Genomic DNA, 18,023 nt, shown 5'->3' on the forward strand with positions numbered 1-18,023 from the left:
GTACTAGCGTGATGGTACGCGGTGGCGAGGTGCATGTAAAGGGCTTATTACGCATAAAGAGTGCATGATTGGCTGACAACATGGCACTATCTTGCATACCGAACCGAGTCAGCGGCGCTGACATCGCATTGTACCCGCAGTGGTTACCGGATGCTGACGTAGCGCGCCGCCGCAATCCGCGCAATAAAACTCAGGGGGCTGTATCGTTGCCGGGGCGCTTCTGGTATCGTCGCGCCTTTACCGTTACCGGGAGTTGCGTATGGAATGCCGTATTGATTGTGGGGCCTGCTGTACCGCGCCTTCCATATCCAGCCCGATACCGGGCATGCCGGATGGCAAACCGGCTAATACTCCTTGTATCCATCTGGATGAGCGCCTGCGCTGCGGGTTGTTCCACTCGCCATTGCGCCCGAAAGTCTGCGCCGGTCTGCAGCCCAGCCGCGAGATGTGCGCCGGCAGTCGGGATGAGGCGCTGATCTATCTTATCCGCCTGGAGGCGGACACCGCCCCTTAACATGTTCAGTGTGCGGCAGATAAAAAAACGGGGCGCCGTCACCAGCACCCCGCGATTCTCTGCTCTCTAATGCCGCATCAGGCGCCGGCCGGCACCGCATGCGCGGTGTTTTTCGGCGGTTCTCCCTGATATTTCTCGATCTCCAGCTGCGCCATCTGGCCGCAGTTGCCCTGCGCCAGGCTGGAAGTGCCGATATCGAACGTCAGACAGTTGACGTTGCCGTTCTTGCAGAGGGAGCCAGGCTGCGACGGATCGGCCGGATCGAACCAGGCCCCTTCGCTGATGCGCACCGCACCCGGGCGTACGTCCTCGCTGACCCGCGCGCCGACCAGAATCTGGCCGCGATCGTTAAAGGCGCGCACCAGATCGCCCTCGCTGATGCCGCGCGCCTTGGCGTCCTGCGGGTTGATCATGATCGCTTCGCGGTCGGCCACGGCAAGTTTCAGGCGCAGCGGCGTATTATCGAGCTGCGAATGCAGGCGGTTGGCCGGGTGCGCGGTATTCAGCGACAGCGGGTATTTTTCCGCTTCCGGCCCGCGATACCATTCGTGCGGCGGCATCCAGCTCGGCATGCCGCGGCAGTCCTGATAGTGCATTTTGGCGATGGCGTCGGAGTAGATCTCTATCTTGCCGGACGGCGTGCCGAGCGGGTTCAGCAGCGGGTTTTCCCGGTAGTCGGCAAAGCGCACCCACTGGGTATTGGCCTCCGGCACCGGGAAGCGCACATAGTTGTTGGACTGCCAGAACATATCGAACGGCGGCAGGGCGACCCGGGCGTTGCGCGCCTGCTGTTTCATATCGTCATACATGCCTTTCAGCCACTGGATTTCGTCTTTGCCTTCGGTAAAGGCTTCCTGCACGCCCAGTTTGGCCGCCATGGCGGCAAAGATATCAAAATCACTGCGCGCCTCGTGCTGCGGCGGTACGCACTGGTGCATCGGGAACACATACAGCTGCGAATAGTCGCCGCCCATTTCCAGGTCGTTGCGCTCATAGCTGGTGGTGGCCGGCAGTACGATATCGGCATATTTGGCGGTGGCGGTCCAGTACGGTTCGTTGACCACGATGGTGTCCGGCCGCTGCCAGGCCTTGACCAGATTGTTGGTGTCCTGATGCTGGTGGAAGGTGTTGCCGCCCGCCACATACACCATCTTCACTTCCGGATAGGTGACGTCTGCGCCGTTGAACTGAATGGTTTTGCCCGGATTGGCCAGGCAGTCGGCGATGCGCGCCACCGGAATCGGCGTTGGTGAGTTGCGCGGCGCGTTGCCGGCGGAAATCCCGGCGACGATGCCGCCTTTGGCCGTCGGGCTGCCGCCGGAGGAATAGTGATAGCTGAAGCCGAAGCCGCCGCCCGGCAGGCCGATCTGGCCGAGCATTGCCGCCACGGTCACCAGCAGCCAGTGCTGCTGTTCGCCGTGGTGCTGGCGCTGAATGCCCCAGCCGCCCATGATCATGGTGCGGTGGCCGGCCATATCGCGCGCCAGCTGGCGCAGCGCCTCGGCTTCCACGCCGCAGATATCGGCGGCCCAGTCGGCGGTTTTAGCGACGCCGTCGTCGTCGCCCAGCAGGTAGGCGCTGAATTTGTCAAAGCCAACGGTATAGGTGTTCAGGAAGTCGGCGTTATGCCGCTTTTCCGTCAGCAGGGTGTGGGCGATGCCGAGCAGCATCGCGCCGTCGGTATAGGGACGCGGGGCGATCCACTGCGCATTGACGAATTTGGCGCTGTCGCTGTGCACCGGGTCGATGCTGATGACGCGGGTGCCTTTCTGCTTCAGCGCGGCAAAACCGGTCTGGCCGTAATGGTCCGGCACGTTCCAGCTGTTTTTCAGCGTCACCATCGGGTTGCAGCCCCACAGAATCACCAGCTGGCTGTGCTCCACCACGTTTGGCCAGGCGGTCTGCTGCTCGTAAACTTCCATCGAGCCGACCACGTGCGACATGATCACCTGCGCCGCGCCGGTCGAATAGTCGCCGGCATAGCCGAGGAAGCCGCCGGTCAGGTTCATCAGCCGCTGCAGCAGCGTACGGCTGTTGTGCAGCATGCCGACGCTCTTCCAGCCGTAGGAGCCGGCGTAGATCGACTGCGGGCCGTGATCTTTCTGCAGGCGGGTGATTTCGCCGCACACCAGCTCAATCGCCTTATCCCAGCTGACGCGCACCCACTCGTCATGGCCGCGCAGATCGGTGCGGCTGCCGGGGCCGCCTTCCAGCCAGCTTTTGCGCACCATCGGGTATTTCACGCGGTTTTCCGCATGCACCTGATAGGGCGCCATGGCGATCAGCTCGTTCGGGTAAGGGTCGTCTTTTACCGGCTGGACGCCGACCATTTTGCCGTCCTGCACGATAGCCTCGAAGGCGCCCCAGTGGGCGCCGGTCAGAATGCCTTTTTGCGCCTGACGCAGCGCCGTAAACTGCGGCAGCGCCTGACTGATGGCCTGCGCCAGCGCGGATTTTGGCCACAGGCCCGCCAGCAGCGGGGCGGCGGCCAGCGCGGTGACACCGGTCAGAAAGCGGCGGCGGCTGAGGGTTAACGGCTGTTGTAAATATTTGCTCATCTTCGCATCTCCCTTAAGACTTGGCCGCCGGCGACATATCGCTGGCGTGTTTCTGCACGTATTGGGTCAGCACGCGTAATTGTTCCTGCGTCAACGACGTCCGCGGGGCCATGCCTTTGATCACGCCGATCCACTGGTTGGCGTTGAAGCGGTCAAGGGCGGTCAGGCCGTGGCAGCCGGTGCAGTTGGCCGACATCATCTCCGCGCTGTAGCGCCAGATTTTTTGTTGATCGTCAATCAGTTGCTTACGCGGCAGCCAGACCTGCAGGGAAACCTGATGCCAAACCAGGCCGGTTTCCGCATCGGTCCGGGTATCGGCGGTTTTCAGCTGTTTACGCGCCTCTTCACCCAGCAATACGCTGAGGATGCGTTTGCCTTGAGCGGCATAAAATACCTCGCTGACGCCGTCCTGTTGCCAGCCGTCGACCTGAGCCAGCACTTTGTCGCCGTCCTGTTTGATCACGTGCACCTCGGTGGACGGCATCAGGTTGCCGGCGTTGTGGCTATCCTGCGGCTGCAGGAAGAACGGCTCGGTGGCGATGGTGTACAGCGTGGTGGCGCTTGGCGAACTTGCCGCCGCGGCCTGCGCCAGTTCGGCGGCGCCAGCCTGGGTGGAACCGCTCATATCGGGCAGAATGTGGGCGACACCTTTATGGCAGTCGATACAGGTTTCGCCCTGTTTGATGGCGACCGGATGCTGCAGACGCGCTTCCGGGCGTTGCGCCGTGATGTCCATAGCGTCAAAGCTGTGGCAGGAGCGGCAGGTGGCGGAATCATTGTCCTTCAACGTCTTCCAGACCGACTGCGCCATCGCCAGTTTATGCGCCTCGTATTTCTCCGGCGTATCGATCACCCCGGTCATTTCGCCATAAATATCTTTGACCGCGCGGATCTTGGTCCATAAATAGTCGATGGGCTGATGTGGCACGTGGCAGTCGGCGCATTCGGCGCGGATGCCTTTAGGGTTCTGGAAGTGTACGCTGCCCTGATACTCCGCCAGGGGCTGCTGCATGCTGTGGCAGGAGACGCAAAACTCGCTGTCGCTGGTTTTATGGAACACGGTGGCGGTGGCGGCCAGCAGCGCCGCACCGAGCACAATGCCAAGCAGCAGCAGCCATAACCATCCCCACCGGCGTCGCTTTTCATTGTTCGTCAGTTTTTTGCTCATAGTAAACCCGCTTATAATGATGAAATGCCCGATAAAAACGCGTTGAAAACCGGCTCTTTCGGCCGTTATAACCGCGAGATTATAAAGGTTATCATTAAAGTCACCTAACACATTAGGGTTATTAGCGGTAAAAGTGACACTTTCAGGAAAAAGCAGCGTGATATATCGCTGATATATCACGCTGTTGTGAACAACGGTGACGAAACAGATGGCGCGGGTATCACGGATTTGTTGCCAAAGCGTGATGTCCGGCGATCAGCGTGGGGCGTGGTAGGCCAGTTGGTGCTGCCAGAGGTAGATCGCCATGCGGCTGGCTTCAAAGTGGGGCTCGGGCAGCGCCTCCGGCCGGCACCAGCGCCATTCGGCACACTTTTCCGGCTCTTTCAGCACCGCTTCGCCGCCGGGGTGTGCGGTGACCAGGCAGATGGATACGGTGTGTTTGCCTTCTTCGCGCCAGGTTTGCAGGTTATTACATACGCCGACAAACTGTGGTGTAGCGATATGCAGCCCGGTTTCTTCCGCCACTTCGCGTTGGGCGCAGCGTTCGAAGCTTTCGCCGGCCTCCAGATGGCCGCCGGGAATCGACCAGTAGGGCGCGTGTCTGCCGCAGCGTTTGCCCACCAGGATTTCCCCCTGCGGGTTGACGATAATCACCCCGATGCCCGTTAACACCGCCATGAATTTCTCCTTCAGCTAAACTTCAGCAATCTGCCTTTCCCGCCCGTTCGCGCGTGCGGAGCGAGGGGAAAATGTGCGTAAGCTCAAAAATCTATCATATCAAACGCGGCAAAGCTTGCTTTCAGCTAGTGCGCCTCACATATTGATTGAAACGTTTCAGCGTTATCAGGCCGATTGCTTTTCGATAGATAACGCTCCTTTTTCTCAATAAAGCTGAAACGATTCAATTCAGCAGGAGAGGAGAACCATGTTCCAGTTGTCACAGCAAGACATCCATCTGGGCGCCGCCGCCGGCGGCAAACAGGATGCCATCCGGCAGGTGGCGGCCGCACTGACCGAGGCCGGCTGCGTCAGCGCCGCCTACGTCGACGGCATGCTGCAGCGCGAGCTGCAAACCTCCACCTACCTGGGTAACGGCATTGCCATTCCGCACGGCACCACCGACACGCGCGATCTGGTGCTGAACACCGGCGTGCAGGTCTTTCAGTATCCGCAGGGCATTGAGTGGGGTGAAGGCCAGACCGCCTATGTGGTGATCGGCATCGCCGCCCGTTCCGATGAGCACCTGGCGCTGCTGCGTCAGCTGACCCATGTGCTGAGCGATGACAACGTTGCACAGCAGCTGGCGCAGACCACCAGCGCGGAAGAGCTGCGCAGCCTGCTGATGGGCGAGAAACAGGCGGCGGAATTTCAGTTCGACGTCTCGCTGATTGCGCTGGACGTCAGCGCCGACAGCCTGATGACGCTGCAGGCGCTGAACGCCGGCCGTCTGCAAAAGATTGGCGCGGTGGACGCAAACTTCGTCAGCGATGTGATTACCCGCAAGCCGCTGAACCTGGGGCAGGGCATCTGGCTGAGCGACAGCAATGAAGGCAACCTGGGCAGCGCGGCGACGGTCAGCCGTCCGGCGCAGGCGTTTACCGAAGACGGCGAGCCGGTAGCGCTGCTGCTGACCGTGGCGGTCGCCGACGCGCAGCCGCTGACGGTGCTGAACTACCTCAGCGATCTGCTGCTAGCGCAAAAAGCTGAACGTCTGCTGAAGGCGGATGCCGCCGGCGTGCTGGCGTTGTTGACCAGTGAGGTGGCGGAACAGAGCGAAGTGCTGACCGCCGAATATGTGATTCGTAACGAACACGGTCTGCATGCCCGTCCGGGCACCGCCCTGGTGAACGTGATCAAACAGTTTAACTGCGATATTACCGTCACCAATCTGGACGGCAGTGGTAAACCGGCCAATGGACGCAGCCTGATGAAAGTGGTGGCGCTGGGGGTGAAGAAAGGTCACCACCTGCGCTTTACCGCCAGCGGCGAAGATGCCGAAGCGGCGCTGACGGCGATTGGTGAAGCCATCGGCAGCGGACTGGGCGAGGGTGTGGCATGAGCAGAAGAGTCGCAACCATTACGTTAAACCCGGCTTACGATCTGGTGGGCTTTTGCCCCGAGATTGAGCGCGGCGAAGTCAACCGGGTGAAAACCGCCGGTCTGCACGCCGCCGGCAAAGGCATTAACGTAGCCAAGGTGCTGAAGGATCTGGGCATCGACGTGACCGTCGGCGGGTTCCTCGGCAAAGATAATCAGGACGGCTTCCAACTACTGTTCAGCGATTTGGGCATCGCCAACCGTTTTCAGGTGGTGCCGGGCCGCACCCGCATTAACGTCAAACTGACGGAAAAAGACGGCGAAGTGACCGATTTTAACTTTTCCGGCTTTGAGGTGACGCCGCAGGACTGGGAACGTTTCGTGACGGATTCCCTGAGCTGGCTTGGTCAGTTTGACATGGTGGCGGTCAGCGGCAGCCTGCCGGCCGGCGTGGCGCCGGAAGCCTTTACCGACTGGATGACCCGCCTGCGCGCCCAGTGTCCGTGCATTATTTTCGACAGCAGCCGCGAGGCGCTGGTCGCCGGGTTGAAAGCGTCGCCGTGGCTGGTGAAGCCTAACCGCCGCGAGCTGGAAATCTGGGCCGGCCGCCCGTTGCCGACGCTGAAGGATGTGGTGGAGGCGGCGCATGCGCTGCGCGATCAGGGCATCGCCCACGTGGTGATTTCTCTCGGCGCCGAAGGCGCGCTGTGGGTGAACGCTTCCGGCGAATGGATCGCCAAGCCGCCGTCCTGCGAAGTGGTCAGCACCGTCGGCGCCGGCGATTCGATGGTCGGCGGGCTGATCTACGGCCTGCTGATGCGCGAGTCCAGCGAGCACACCCTGCGCCTGGCGACCGCGGTCGCCGCCCTGGCCGTGAGCCAGAGCAACGTAGGCATCACCGATCGTCCGCAGTTGGCCGCGATGATGGCGCGCGTCGACCTGAAACCTTTTAATCAATAGCAGGAGGCAGAATGAAAACGCTGCTGATAATTGACAGTTCACAGGGGCAGGCGCGCGGGCACCTGGCGCAACGCATGCTCAGCGCTGCGGCGGCCAAAGCCGGCCTGCAGTTGGTTGATGTGCCGGCGGAGGCCGAACTGGTGGTGGTCGCCGGGGCGGCCGTGCCGGCGGACGAGGCGCTGAGCGGCAAGGCCGTGTATCTGGGCGATGTTGAACACGCGGTGCGTGATGCCGACGCCTTCCTGGCGCAGGCCAAACGCGACGCGGCGCCGTATCAGGCGCCGGCCGCCGCGCCGGTTGCGGCGCTGGCCAGCGGACAAAAACGTATCGTGGCGGTGACCGCCTGTCCGACCGGCGTGGCGCACACCTTTATGGCCGCCGAGGCGATTGAAAGCGAAGCGAAGAAACGCGGCTGGTGGGTGAAGGTGGAAACCCGCGGCTCCGTCGGCGCCGGCAATACCATTACGCCGGAAGAGGTGGCCGAGGCGGATCTGGTGCTGGTAGCCGCTGATATCGATGTGGATTTGGACAAGTTCGCCGGCAAACCGATGTACCGCACCTCTACCGGGCTGGCGCTGAAGAAAACCGCACAGGAGCTGGACAAGGCGCTGGCGGAAGCGGAGGTATTCCAGCCGCAGAAAGGCGGCACCGCCCAGTCTGCCGGCGCGCAGAAGAAAGAGGGCAACGGGCCGTATCGCCACCTGTTGACCGGGGTCTCCTATATGCTGCCGATGGTGGTGGCGGGCGGCCTGTGTATTGCGCTGTCCTTTATGTTCGGCATCAAGGCGTTTGAAGAGCCAGGCACGTTGGCGGCGGCGCTGATGCAGATTGGCGGCGGTTCGGCGCTGGCGCTGATGGTGCCGGTACTGGCCGGCTATATTGCCTTCTCCATTGCCGATCGTCCGGGCCTGACGCCGGGCCTGATCGGCGGCATGCTGGCGGTCAGCACCAACGCCGGCTTCCTCGGCGGGATTATCGCCGGCTTCCTGGCGGGCTATGTCGCCAAAGCCATCAGCGGCAAGCTGCGTCTGCCGCCGAGTATGGAGGCGCTGAAACCGATCCTGATCATTCCGCTGTTCGCCAGCCTGATCACCGGTCTGGTGATGATCTATGTGGTCGGCACGCCGGTCGCCAGAATCATGGAAGGCCTGACCCACTGGCTGCAGTCGCTGGGTACGGCGAACGCGGTGCTGCTGGGGGCGATTCTGGGCGCCATGATGTGCACCGATATGGGCGGCCCGGTCAACAAGGCGGCCTACGCGTTTGGCGTGGCGCTGCTGAGCTCTTCCGTCTATGCGCCGATGGCGGCCATTATGGCGGCGGGCATGGTGCCGCCGCTGGCAATGGGGCTGGCGACCTTGCTGGCGCGGCGTAAATTCGACAAGTCGCAGCAGGAAGGCGGCAAGGCGGCGCTGGTGCTGGGGCTGTGCTTTATCAGTGAAGGGGCGATTCCGTTTGCGGCGCGTGACCCGATGCGCGTCCTGCCGTGCTGCATCGCCGGCGGTGCGCTGACCGGCGCGCTGTCCATGATGTTCGGCGCCAAGCTGATGGCGCCGCACGGCGGCCTGTTTGTCCTGCTGATCCCGGGCGCGATTTCACCGGTGCTGATGTATCTGCTGGCGATCGTTGCCGGCACGCTGCTGGCGGGTATTTCCTACGCGCTGGTCAAACGCGCTGACGTGGCGGTGAAAGCGGAAGCCTGAGTCAGATCTGCGGCCATAAAAAACCGGAAGCCTTTGGCTTCCGGTTTTTTTATCGCTGCGGCCGGTTACTGCTGGGCTTTCAGCCAGGCAATCTCTTCCGCCCAGATATCGGGATTGACGGTTTCAAGGATCAGCGGAATATTATCGAAGCGCGCATCGCGCATAATATAGCTGAACACCGTTTTGCCGATATTGCCTTCTCCCAGACTGTGGTGGCGGTCAACGCGGCTGTTGAACTCGCTTTTCGCATCGTTCAGGTGCATACCGCGCAGATAGTTGAAGCCGACCACCTCTCCCAACTGCTTAAAGGTGTGTTCACACGCTTCTTCGCTGCGCAGGTCATAGCCGGCGGCAAAGGCGTGGCAGGTGTCAATACAGACGCCGACGCGGCTTTTGTCTTCCACGCCGTCGATGATCGCCGCCAGATGCTCGAATTTAAACCCCAGGTTGCTGCCCTGGCCGGCGGTGTTTTCAATCACCGCGGTCACGCCTTCAGTCTGATCCAGCACGATATTGATGGATTCGGCGATGCGCGCCAGACACTTGTCTTCATCAATCTGCATCAGATGGCTGCCGGGGTGGAAGTTCAGCAGCGTCAGCCCCAGCTGTTCGCAGCGCTGCATTTCGTCGAGAAAGGCCGCGCGGGACTTCTCCAGCGCTTCGGTCAGCGGGTGCCCCAGATTAATCAGATAGCTGTCGTGCGGCAGAATTTGCCCCGGGCCATAGCCATAACGCGCGCAGGCGCTCTTAAATTTATCAATAACTTCGGCAGACAATGGTGCTGCTTTCCATTGACGCTGATTTTTGGTGAACAGGGCGAACGCGGTCGCCTCTAATTCGTGTGCGCGGATAACCGCCTGATCCACGCCGCCTGACGCGCTGACATGTGCACCGACAAACTTCATTTGCAATCTCCTGTGTTAACCCCGCGCCAGTTCCTGCCGTCTCCTGAACGAAGCGGTCGAACCGGCGAGGGTGTCGCTCTGTCATTATGGCATTGATGGAGGGCGGTTTGAATGGCAGGAAGGGGGCAGGCCCGAATGACGGACCTGCCGGGAGGCGATTAGAACAGATGCTGCACGGCCTGGTTAATCACGCCGCCGCCGACAATCAGCCAGATAAACAGCAGGGTTGCCAGCAGAATCGGTTTGACCCCCGCCTGACGTACGGCGCTGATATGGGTGGTGAGGCCCAGCGCCGCCATCGCCATTGCCAGCATCCAGGTGTCGGCGGTAATCAACTGCTGCACCAGCGCGGCCGGCAGCAGGTTGAAGGAGTTGAACCCGGCAACGGCGATAAACAGCACGGCGAACCACGGGATGGTGATGGCGGATTTTTCCGCTTTGCCGGCGCCGCTGCCACGGCTGATATAGCCTGACAGCAGCAGCAGGAACGGGGCCAGCATCATCACGCGGATCATCTTGGCGATCACCGCGGCGTTTTCGGCGTCCGGGCCGATGGCGTGGCCGGCGGCTACCACCTGTGCTACTTCATGAATAGTCGAGCCGGTATAGATACCGAAGGTTTCCTGATCAAACGGCAGCCACTGGTACTGCAGATTTAAATGATACAGCCACGGGTAGGCGAAGATCGCCAGCGTGCCGAACACCACCACGGTGGATACCGCAACGGCTACCTTGCTGGACTCGGCTTTCAGCACCGGTTCGGTGGCCATGACCGCCGCCGCGCCGCAGATGCTGCTGCCGGCGCCGATCAGCATGGCGGTCTGGCTGTCGATGCCGAACACCTTTTTACCCAGCCAGCAGGCCAGCAGAAAGGTGCTGCTCAGCGTCAGCGCGTCGATCAGAATGCCGGTGGCGCCGACGTCGGCGATTTGCTGAAAGGTTAAACGGAAGCCGTACAGGATAATGCCCAGACGCAGCAGGCGCTGTTTCGCCAGCTGTACGCCGGCGTGGCAGCTGGGCTGCAGCCAGGGATACAGCGTATTGCCTATCACGATGCCGAACAAAATGGCCAGCGTCAGCGCGCCGAGGCCCAGCCCGGCTATCCAGGGTACGTCGCCCGCCCAGACGGCGAGCGCGGTTAACGCGGCGGTCAGTGCCAGTCCGGGCACCAGGCGCGGCAGCCCCAATAACGGGAAGCGCCGTTCAGGATAGGTTGTTGTTGTTTCAGTCGCCATTGCTCAGGTCCTTTCTCTGATTCTCTGCGGACAAGAGTAGGGCGTGGCGCTATAAAAGAGAAATTGATTATATGGTTATAATCAATCTGAATAAGTGGTAAATAAAAAGGGCCGCACGATGTGCGGCCCCGGTTTTAACGTCGATTTTATTGGAAAAAGAAGTGGTTACTGTTGAGCTGCGCGACGATGCCCTTCGCAACGTAGTTCGCTCCGCTCAGGGTAAAGTGGCCATAATCGAAGGCGGCGGGTTGCCCGCTGGTTGTCATTTCCATGCAGCGATCTCCCGGACAGATCAAATCGTAAACCGAGATGTAGTTGGTTTTCATCGAGGTAGACAGGGCTTTGAGTTCACTGTCCATCAGTTTACGGCTTTTCACGACGGAACGACTGGCCAGCGCCGGATCGCCATTTTCCTGATAGGCCAACAGTTCCGGCAACGGCCCTTTATACTCTACGGTCGGCCCCAGGATGTAGAAGTTCTTGGTGTGTTGCTTCAGGTAGTTGATGGTGTTGATCAGCGCCGGCTTATCGTGTTCATTCCAACGCGCAGAGACGATGACGCCGTCGATCTTATTATTGATAATCAAATCTTTATAGACATAGTCCATAATAGCGGTGCAGCGGTTGCTGAACTTTTGTTCGGTAACCGGTTTACAGCCGGAAGCGGTGGCCTGCATCAGGTTGACGTTTTCACCCGCCGCCAGGCTGATGGCGCGCCACAGGTGAGCGCCGTGGCTGTCACCGATCAGCACGACGTTCTTTTTGGTGTCGGACAGTTTCAGGCAGTGCGCTTTGTTGTAATTGCCCGTCGCGCCCACTTCACCATTGATAAAGCATTCGCCGAAGCGGTACTGATAGTTGTATTCGTCGGTGGTGCGGTAATTAATGTAATCGGCAATTTTTAACGAATTATCGGAGAAACTGCCGTTGTCATACTGCCAGTAGCCAATGACCGACGTCAGCGAGGCGGCGAGCACCACGCTGGCGGCTGAAGCGGTAACGATACGTTTTGACGGCACGTTCTTCAGTTTATAGCGGAACGGAATTTCGATCAGATAACGGGAAGCAATCGCCAGAATAAAGGTGCTGGAAAGCACCAGCAGGCTTTTTTGCCACAGCGCGCCGTCAAACAGGATATTGGTATACACGATAATCGGCCAGTGCCAGAGGTACAGGCAGTAAGAGATCATACCGATATACACAATCGGCTTGATTGCCAGGATCTTGTTGATGATGGCATCGCGGCCGGAAATAATAATCAGAAATGCGCCTACGCACGGGTAGAGGGCATTATATGACGGGAACTTTTTGGTGGTATCCAACCACAGGAAACCAAATACGATCAGCGCCAACCCCAGCAGGCTTAAAGCGTGGCGGGTTGCGGATTTTTTCAGAAAAGCGGCCTGTTCCAGCCCGCCGACAGCCAGCAGGGCACCGAGCGCCAATTCCCAGGCGCGGGTCGGCAGCATATAAAAAGTCATGCTTGGCTGGAACTTCAACCCCAGCAGGCTGAGCATAAAGGAACCGATGATAATAAACACAATCATCATCGTGGTGCGGTTGCGGAAGAACTTTAATGCGGTAAATAAAATAATCGGGAATAGAATATAGAACTGTTCTTCAACCGCCAGCGACCAGGTGTGCAGCAGGGGTTTTAATTCTGCGGGACCGTCGAAGTAACCGGTTTGACTAAAGAAGAAAAAGTTTGAGGAAAATAACGTTGTGGCCAGCGCGCTTTTTCCCAGTTCGGCGACCTGCACGGGAAGCAGAATATGGTAACCGATAACCAGCGTGACGAGTAAAACGACAAATAAAGGGGGGAGAATCCTTAAGCTGCGGCGTTTATAAAAGTCTACGTAAGAAAAATCACCCTTAATATATTCTTGGAAGATAATGCCGGAAATTAAATAGCCGGATATTACAAAAAATATATCAACACCGGTAAATCCGCCGGGAATGCCGGGAAATCCCATATGGTATGCGATGACCGGCAGAACGGCGAGCGCCCGTAACCCGTCGATATCTGCTCTATATTTCACAATCCCACCTAAAGTAAGCAAAATGATGCGAAAGTATAAGCAAATCGTTAACATTATTTGAAGAGCGTTACAGTCGATTGGGAGTGATAATGCATAAAATAGGATTAAGCTCAGCCTGCCCGGCGCCGGAGCGTCAAGACAGGGCTTGCGAATCCGCGACGCTGCGGTAAGGTTATTCGTCTATTTTGGCCGTTTGCTCCCTCCATTTATTGTACTGAGACCGTTATGCATATCACTTTACGTCAGTTGGCCGTCTTCACCGAGGTGCTGAAAAGCGGCTCCACGACCCAGGCATCGCAGGTGTTGGCGCTGTCCCAGTCGGCGGTGAGCGCCGCGCTGGCCGATCTGGAAGGGCAACTCGGCGTGCAGCTGTTCGACCGGGTAGGCAAGCGGCTGGTATTGAATGAGCACGGCCGTCTACTGTATCCCAAGGCGCTGGCGCTGCTGGAACAGGCGGGTGAGATTGAGCAACTGTTTCGCCACGACGGCGGGGCGCTGCGCATTGCCGCCAGCAGTACCATCGGCAACTATATGCTGCCGGCGATGATGGCGCGCTACCGGCAGGATTTTCCGGCAACGCCGCTGGAGCTGAACGTCGGCAACAGTCAGGACGTGATTAGCGCGGTGGCGGATTTTCGCGTTGACCTGGGGCTGATCGAAGGGCCGTGCCATATGCCGGAACTGGTGACGCAGCCCTGGCTGGAGGATGAGCTGGTGGTGTTTGCCGCGCCCGACAACCCGCTGACCCGGCAGCCGCTGACCCTGACGGCACTGGCCGAAGCGCCGTGGATCCTGCGTGAGCGCGGTTCGGGAACGCGTGAAGTGCTGGACCATCTGCTGCTGGCGCATCTGCCGCATTTCCAACTGGTGATGGAGCTGGGCAACTCTGAGGCCATCAAACATGCGGTGCGTCATGGCATCGGCATCAGCTGTCTGTCACGCCGGGTAATTGCCGAACAGCTGACCAGCGGCGCGTTGGTGGCGCTGTCGGTGCCGCTGCCGCCGATGATCCGCACCCTGTATCTGATCCATCACCGTCAGAAACATATCTCCAACGCGCTGCAGCGTTTTCTCAGCTACTGTTTACCGCCTGCCGAAGCATAAAAATCTGTGTTGCGTCACATAACTGACAGGAAGTCAGGGTATTAGGGCTATTGCTAATAATTGCCTCTGAATTATGAAGCTATCTTATATCACTGGAATGTTACTAGTGCGCCGGCGGGTATTTGCTACAATCCGCCCTCAATTTTTGGACGAGCAGATAGGGTAAGAATGGCTCAGCAGGATATAAAAACATCGGGGCAGCAAGAACCCGGACTCCGCCGCGAGTTAAAAGCGCGGCACTTAACCATGATTGCCATCGGCGGCTCTATCGGTACCGGTCTGTTTGTCGCCTCCGGCGCTACCGTTTCACAGGCCGGCCCCGGCGGGGCGTTGCTGTCCTATGCGCTGATCGGCCTGATGGTCTACTTCCTGATGACCAGCCTGGGTGAACTGGCGGCGTTTATGCCGGTGGCCGGTTCGTTTTCCACCTACGGCGCCAAATATGTGGAAGAGGGCTTTGGCTTCGCGCTGGGCTGGAACTACTGGTACAACTGGGCGGTGACCATCGCGGTCGACCTGGTGGCCGCACAGCTGGTGATGAGCTACTGGTTCCCCGATACGCCGGGCTGGATCTGGAGCGCGCTGTTCCTCGGCGTCATGTTCCTGCTGAACTACATTTCAGTGAAGGGGTTCGGCGAAGCGGAATACTGGTTCTCACTGATCAAGGTCACCACCGTAATTATCTTTATTATCATCGGCATCCTGATGATTGTCGGCATTCTGAAAGGCGGCGAGCATGCCGGCTGGCAGAACTGGAGCATCGGCGACGCGCCGTTTGCCGGCGGTTTCTCGGCGATGATCGGCGTGGCGATGATCGTCGGTTTCTCATTCCAGGGGACTGAGCTTATCGGCATTGCCGCCGGTGAATCGGAAGATCCGGGGAAAAACATCCCGCGGGCGGTGCGTCAGGTGTTCTGGCGTATTCTGCTGTTCTATATCTTTGCGATTCTGATCATCAGCCTGATTATTCCTTATACCGATCCGAGCCTGCTGCGTAACGATGTCAAAGACATCAGCGTCAGCCCGTTCACGCTGGTGTTCCAGCATGCCGGCCTGCTGTCGGCGGCGGCGGTGATGAATGCGGTAATCCTGACGGCGGTGCTGTCGGCGGGCAACTCCGGCATGTACGCCTCGACGCGTATGCTGTTTACCCTGGCGCGTGAGGGCAAGGCGCCGCGCATTTTCGGTAAACTGTCGAAAGGCGGCGTGCCGCGCAACGCGCTGTATGCCACCACGGTGGTCGCCGCGCTGTGCTTCCTGAGCTCAATGTTCGGCAACCAGTCGGTATACCTGTGGCTGCTTAATACCTCCGGTATGACCGGCTTTATCGCCTGGCTGGGGATCGCCATCAGTCACTACCGTTTCCGCCGGGGCTATATGCTGCAGGGGCATGACCTGAATGCGCTGCCGTACCGTTCCGGCTTCTTCCCGCTGGGTCCGGTCTTCGCCTTTATCCTGTGCCTGATCATCACGCTGGGGCAGAACTATCAGGCCTTCCTGGAAGACAAGATCGACTGGTACGGCGTTACCGCCACCTATATCGGCATCCCGCTGTTCCTGATCATCTGGTTCGGCTATAAGCTGACGCGCGGCAGCCGTTTCGTGAAGTACCGCGATATGGAATTCCCGACGTTCAAATAAGCGTTGTTGCGGAACGCGGCGTGATACGCCGCGTTCTTTTACTCCCTGTCTCCCCTGACTTTTTTTCTTTTCTGATGTATACCTCGTTACAAATTCCTCCTCACGCGGCATAGTCATCGACGTGATTGATAAGTATTATCGTTTGCTCTATTGTTGACGTCCGCAGCATCCCCGAAATGATGCTTTCCAGATTCTTTTATCGCCGCCGCGGGCGGTGATGTCGTCGTAACAGGTACCCGAAATCATGAGCGTAACCACCGATCCTTTACCCGACGCGAGCGGCAAATCCGGCGTCCAGGTTATGGGGCGTTATCAGCATATCCTCCGCCACCGTTTATTGATTATGGGCGTGCTGGGAATCGCGATAGTGGCTTCGCTGGTACTGGATTTCACCATGGGGCCGTCCGGCCTGTCCTTATCCAGCCTGTGGCAGACGCTGATTCATCCGGCCAGCGCCGACGCCGGCACGCGGGTGATCGTCTGGGACATCCGCATGCCTTATGCGCTGATGGCGGTGGTGGTCGGCCTGGCGCTGGGGCTGGCGGGGGCGGAGATGCAGACCATTTTGAACAACCCGCTGGCGAGTCCCTTTACCCTTGGCGTGTCATCGGCGGCGGCCTTCGGCGCGGCGCTGGCGATCGTGCTCGGCATCGGCCTGCCGGGGATCCCGGACCAGTGGTTTATTTCGGCCAACGCTTTTATCTTTGCGCTGCTGGCGGCGCTGATGCTGGACGGCATCACCCGCTGGACGCGGGTGGCGACCTCCGGCGTGGTGCTGTTCGGCATTGCGCTGGTGTTTACCTTTAACGCGCTGGTGTCGATGATGCAGTTTATCGCCAGCGAGGATACGCTGCAGGGGTTGGTGTTCTGGACCATGGGCAGCCTGGCGCGCGCCTCATGGGAAAAGCTGGGCATCCTGCTGGCGGTGTTCGCCGTACTGCTGCCGCTGTCGATGATGAGCTCTTGGAAACTGACCGCGCTGCGTCTGGGTGAAGACCGCGCCGTCAGCTTCGGCATTGACGTACGCCGCCTGCGGCTGACCACGTTGCTGCGCATCAGCATTCTCTCAGCGCTGGCGGTGGCGTTTGTCGGGCCGATCGGCTTTATCGGCCTGGTGGCGCCGCATATCGCGCGCCTGATTTTTGGTGAAGATCACCGCTTCTATTTACCGGCCAGCGCGCTGATCGGCGCGCTGGTGCTGTCGATGGCCTCGGTGGCGTCGAAAAACCTGGTGCCGGGCATCATTATTCCGGTCGGCATCGTGACCTCGCTGGTGGGTGTGCCGTTCTTCCTCAGCATTATTTTGCGTCACCGGGGTAACGTCTGATGAGCCAGGGGCTGCGCATTGAGCATTTTTCCGCCGGCTATCCCAAACGCCCGGTGATTAGCGACCTGTCGGTGCCGCGTCTGGCGCGCGGCGATATTACCGTGCTGCTGGGGCCGAACGGCAGCGGTAAATCGACCCTGCTGCGTTCGCTGGCCGGCCTGAACCCGGCGCAGGGCAAGCTGTGGCTGGATGATAACGATCTGATGGCGATGCCGTTCGCCCGTCGCGCCGAACAGGTGGTGTATCTGCCGCAGTCGCTGCCGGCCGGGGTGCATCTGCACGTGCTGGAGTCGATTATCGTCGCCCAGCGCGCGTCCGGCGGCCGCAGCAATGCCGGCAGCGAAGCCGAGGTGATGGCGCTGCTGGAACAGTTGGGGATCGCCCATCTGGCCCTGAGTTATCTGGATCAACTCTCCGGCGGGCAGAAACAGCTGGTGGGGCTGGCGCAGTCGCTGATCCGTCAGCCTTCGCTGCTGCTGCTGGATGAACCGCTGAGCGCGCTCGATCTGAACTACCAGTTCCACGTGATGGATCTGGTGCGGCGTGAAACCCGCAAGCGTAATATCGTCACGGTGGTGGTGGTACATGATATCAATATCGCGCTGCGTCACGGCGACCATGTGCTGATGCTGAAGGACGGCGACCTGATTGCCGATGGCGTGCCGGAGGCGGTGATCACCCCGCAAAGCCTGGCGCAGGTGTACGGCGTGCGCGGGCGTATCGAGCGCTGCTCGCAGGGAACGCCGCAGGTATTGATTGATGGGTTGGTGAATGCGCCGGTGATTTGATGGTTAACTTGCCTGCAATGGTTACGGAGGACGGCGGTGCTTAA

General features: G+C 59.6%; 14 protein-coding genes. 8 read left to right on the plus strand and 6 right to left on the minus strand.

The window, feature by feature from the left end:
* Positions 1 to 259: 259 nt before the first annotated feature.
* Positions 260 to 514, plus strand: a complete 255-nt coding sequence (locus FO014_RS18280) for a YkgJ family cysteine cluster protein (protein ID WP_160030545.1) — start codon at positions 260 to 262, stop codon at positions 512 to 514.
* Between the two features lie 77 nt (positions 515 to 591).
* Here the strand turns inward: FO014_RS18280 and torA are convergent, their stop codons facing one another.
* The 3 genes from torA to FO014_RS18295 all read right to left on the minus strand — a co-directional run bounded on the left by torA (position 592) and on the right by FO014_RS18295 (position 4,918).
* Entirely contained in the window at positions 592 to 3,072 is a 2,481-nt protein-coding gene (gene torA / locus FO014_RS18285; protein ID WP_160030546.1) for a trimethylamine-N-oxide reductase TorA, read from the minus strand.
* Between the two features lie 13 nt (positions 3,073 to 3,085).
* Positions 3,086 to 4,240 carry a NapC/NirT family cytochrome c gene (locus FO014_RS18290; RefSeq protein ID WP_160030547.1) on the minus strand — a complete coding sequence of 385 codons (1,155 nt, stop codon included), beginning with the start codon at positions 4,238 to 4,240 and terminating at the stop codon, positions 3,086 to 3,088.
* 255 nt (positions 4,241 to 4,495) lie between these two features.
* Positions 4,496 to 4,918 carry a nucleotide triphosphate diphosphatase NUDT15 gene (locus tag FO014_RS18295; RefSeq protein WP_160030548.1) on the minus strand — a complete coding sequence of 141 codons (423 nt, stop codon included), beginning with the start codon at positions 4,916 to 4,918 and terminating at the stop codon, positions 4,496 to 4,498.
* A 247-nt stretch (positions 4,919 to 5,165) separates the two neighbouring features.
* On the opposite strand from FO014_RS18295, the gene fruB reads away from it, so the two are divergent.
* From fruB to fruA, 3 genes are read left to right on the plus strand one after another with little or no spacing between them, the layout of a single operon-like run.
* Positions 5,166 to 6,299, plus strand: coding sequence for a fused PTS fructose transporter subunit IIA/HPr protein (gene fruB, locus FO014_RS18300; protein ID WP_160030549.1), 1,134 nt, complete (start codon positions 5,166 to 5,168; stop codon positions 6,297 to 6,299).
* Complete coding sequence (fruK, locus tag FO014_RS18305; RefSeq protein WP_111736755.1) at positions 6,296 to 7,237, plus strand: 1-phosphofructokinase; 942 nt, start codon at positions 6,296 to 6,298, stop codon at positions 7,235 to 7,237. The genes fruB and fruK overlap by 4 nt, the downstream gene beginning before the upstream one ends.
* Positions 7,238 to 7,248: 11 nt before the next feature.
* Positions 7,249 to 8,940: a PTS fructose transporter subunit IIBC gene (gene fruA, locus FO014_RS18310; protein WP_160030550.1), complete on the plus strand. Its 1,692-nt coding sequence runs from the start codon at positions 7,249 to 7,251 to the stop codon at positions 8,938 to 8,940.
* A 65-nt stretch (positions 8,941 to 9,005) separates the two neighbouring features.
* Here fruA and nfo read toward each other — a convergent pair whose 3' ends face one another.
* The 3 genes from nfo to FO014_RS18325 all read right to left on the minus strand — a co-directional run bounded on the left by nfo (position 9,006) and on the right by FO014_RS18325 (position 13,173).
* Positions 9,006 to 9,845, minus strand: coding sequence for a deoxyribonuclease IV (gene nfo, locus FO014_RS18315; RefSeq protein ID WP_105231848.1), 840 nt, complete (start codon positions 9,843 to 9,845; stop codon positions 9,006 to 9,008).
* A 158-nt stretch (positions 9,846 to 10,003) separates the two neighbouring features.
* Positions 10,004 to 11,080, minus strand: a complete 1,077-nt coding sequence (locus FO014_RS18320; protein WP_160030551.1) for a YeiH family putative sulfate export transporter — start codon at positions 11,078 to 11,080, stop codon at positions 10,004 to 10,006.
* Between the two features lie 146 nt (positions 11,081 to 11,226).
* Complete coding sequence (locus tag FO014_RS18325) at positions 11,227 to 13,173, minus strand: acyltransferase family protein (RefSeq protein WP_246167988.1); 1,947 nt, start codon at positions 13,171 to 13,173, stop codon at positions 11,227 to 11,229.
* A 171-nt stretch (positions 13,174 to 13,344) separates the two neighbouring features.
* On the opposite strand from FO014_RS18325, the gene yieE reads away from it, so the two are divergent.
* The 4 genes from yieE to FO014_RS18345 all read left to right on the plus strand — a co-directional run bounded on the left by yieE (position 13,345) and on the right by FO014_RS18345 (position 17,979).
* Positions 13,345 to 14,223, plus strand: coding sequence for a DNA-binding transcriptional regulator YeiE (gene yieE / locus FO014_RS18330; protein WP_160030553.1), 879 nt, complete (start codon positions 13,345 to 13,347; stop codon positions 14,221 to 14,223).
* Between the two features lie 168 nt (positions 14,224 to 14,391).
* Positions 14,392 to 15,864, plus strand: a complete 1,473-nt coding sequence (locus FO014_RS18335) for an amino acid permease (protein WP_160030554.1) — start codon at positions 14,392 to 14,394, stop codon at positions 15,862 to 15,864.
* A gap of 244 nt (positions 15,865 to 16,108) precedes the next feature.
* Positions 16,109 to 17,191: a FecCD family ABC transporter permease gene (locus tag FO014_RS18340; protein WP_105231843.1), complete on the plus strand. Its 1,083-nt coding sequence runs from the start codon at positions 16,109 to 16,111 to the stop codon at positions 17,189 to 17,191.
* Complete coding sequence (locus FO014_RS18345) at positions 17,191 to 17,979, plus strand: ABC transporter ATP-binding protein (protein WP_160030555.1); 789 nt, start codon at positions 17,191 to 17,193, stop codon at positions 17,977 to 17,979. Before FO014_RS18340 ends, FO014_RS18345 begins: the two co-directional genes overlap by 1 nt.
* Positions 17,980 to 18,023: the final 44 nt, after the last annotated feature.

This window comes from Serratia rhizosphaerae (assembly GCF_009817885.1).
GTDB lineage: Bacteria > Pseudomonadota > Gammaproteobacteria > Enterobacterales > Enterobacteriaceae > Serratia_B > Serratia_B rhizosphaerae.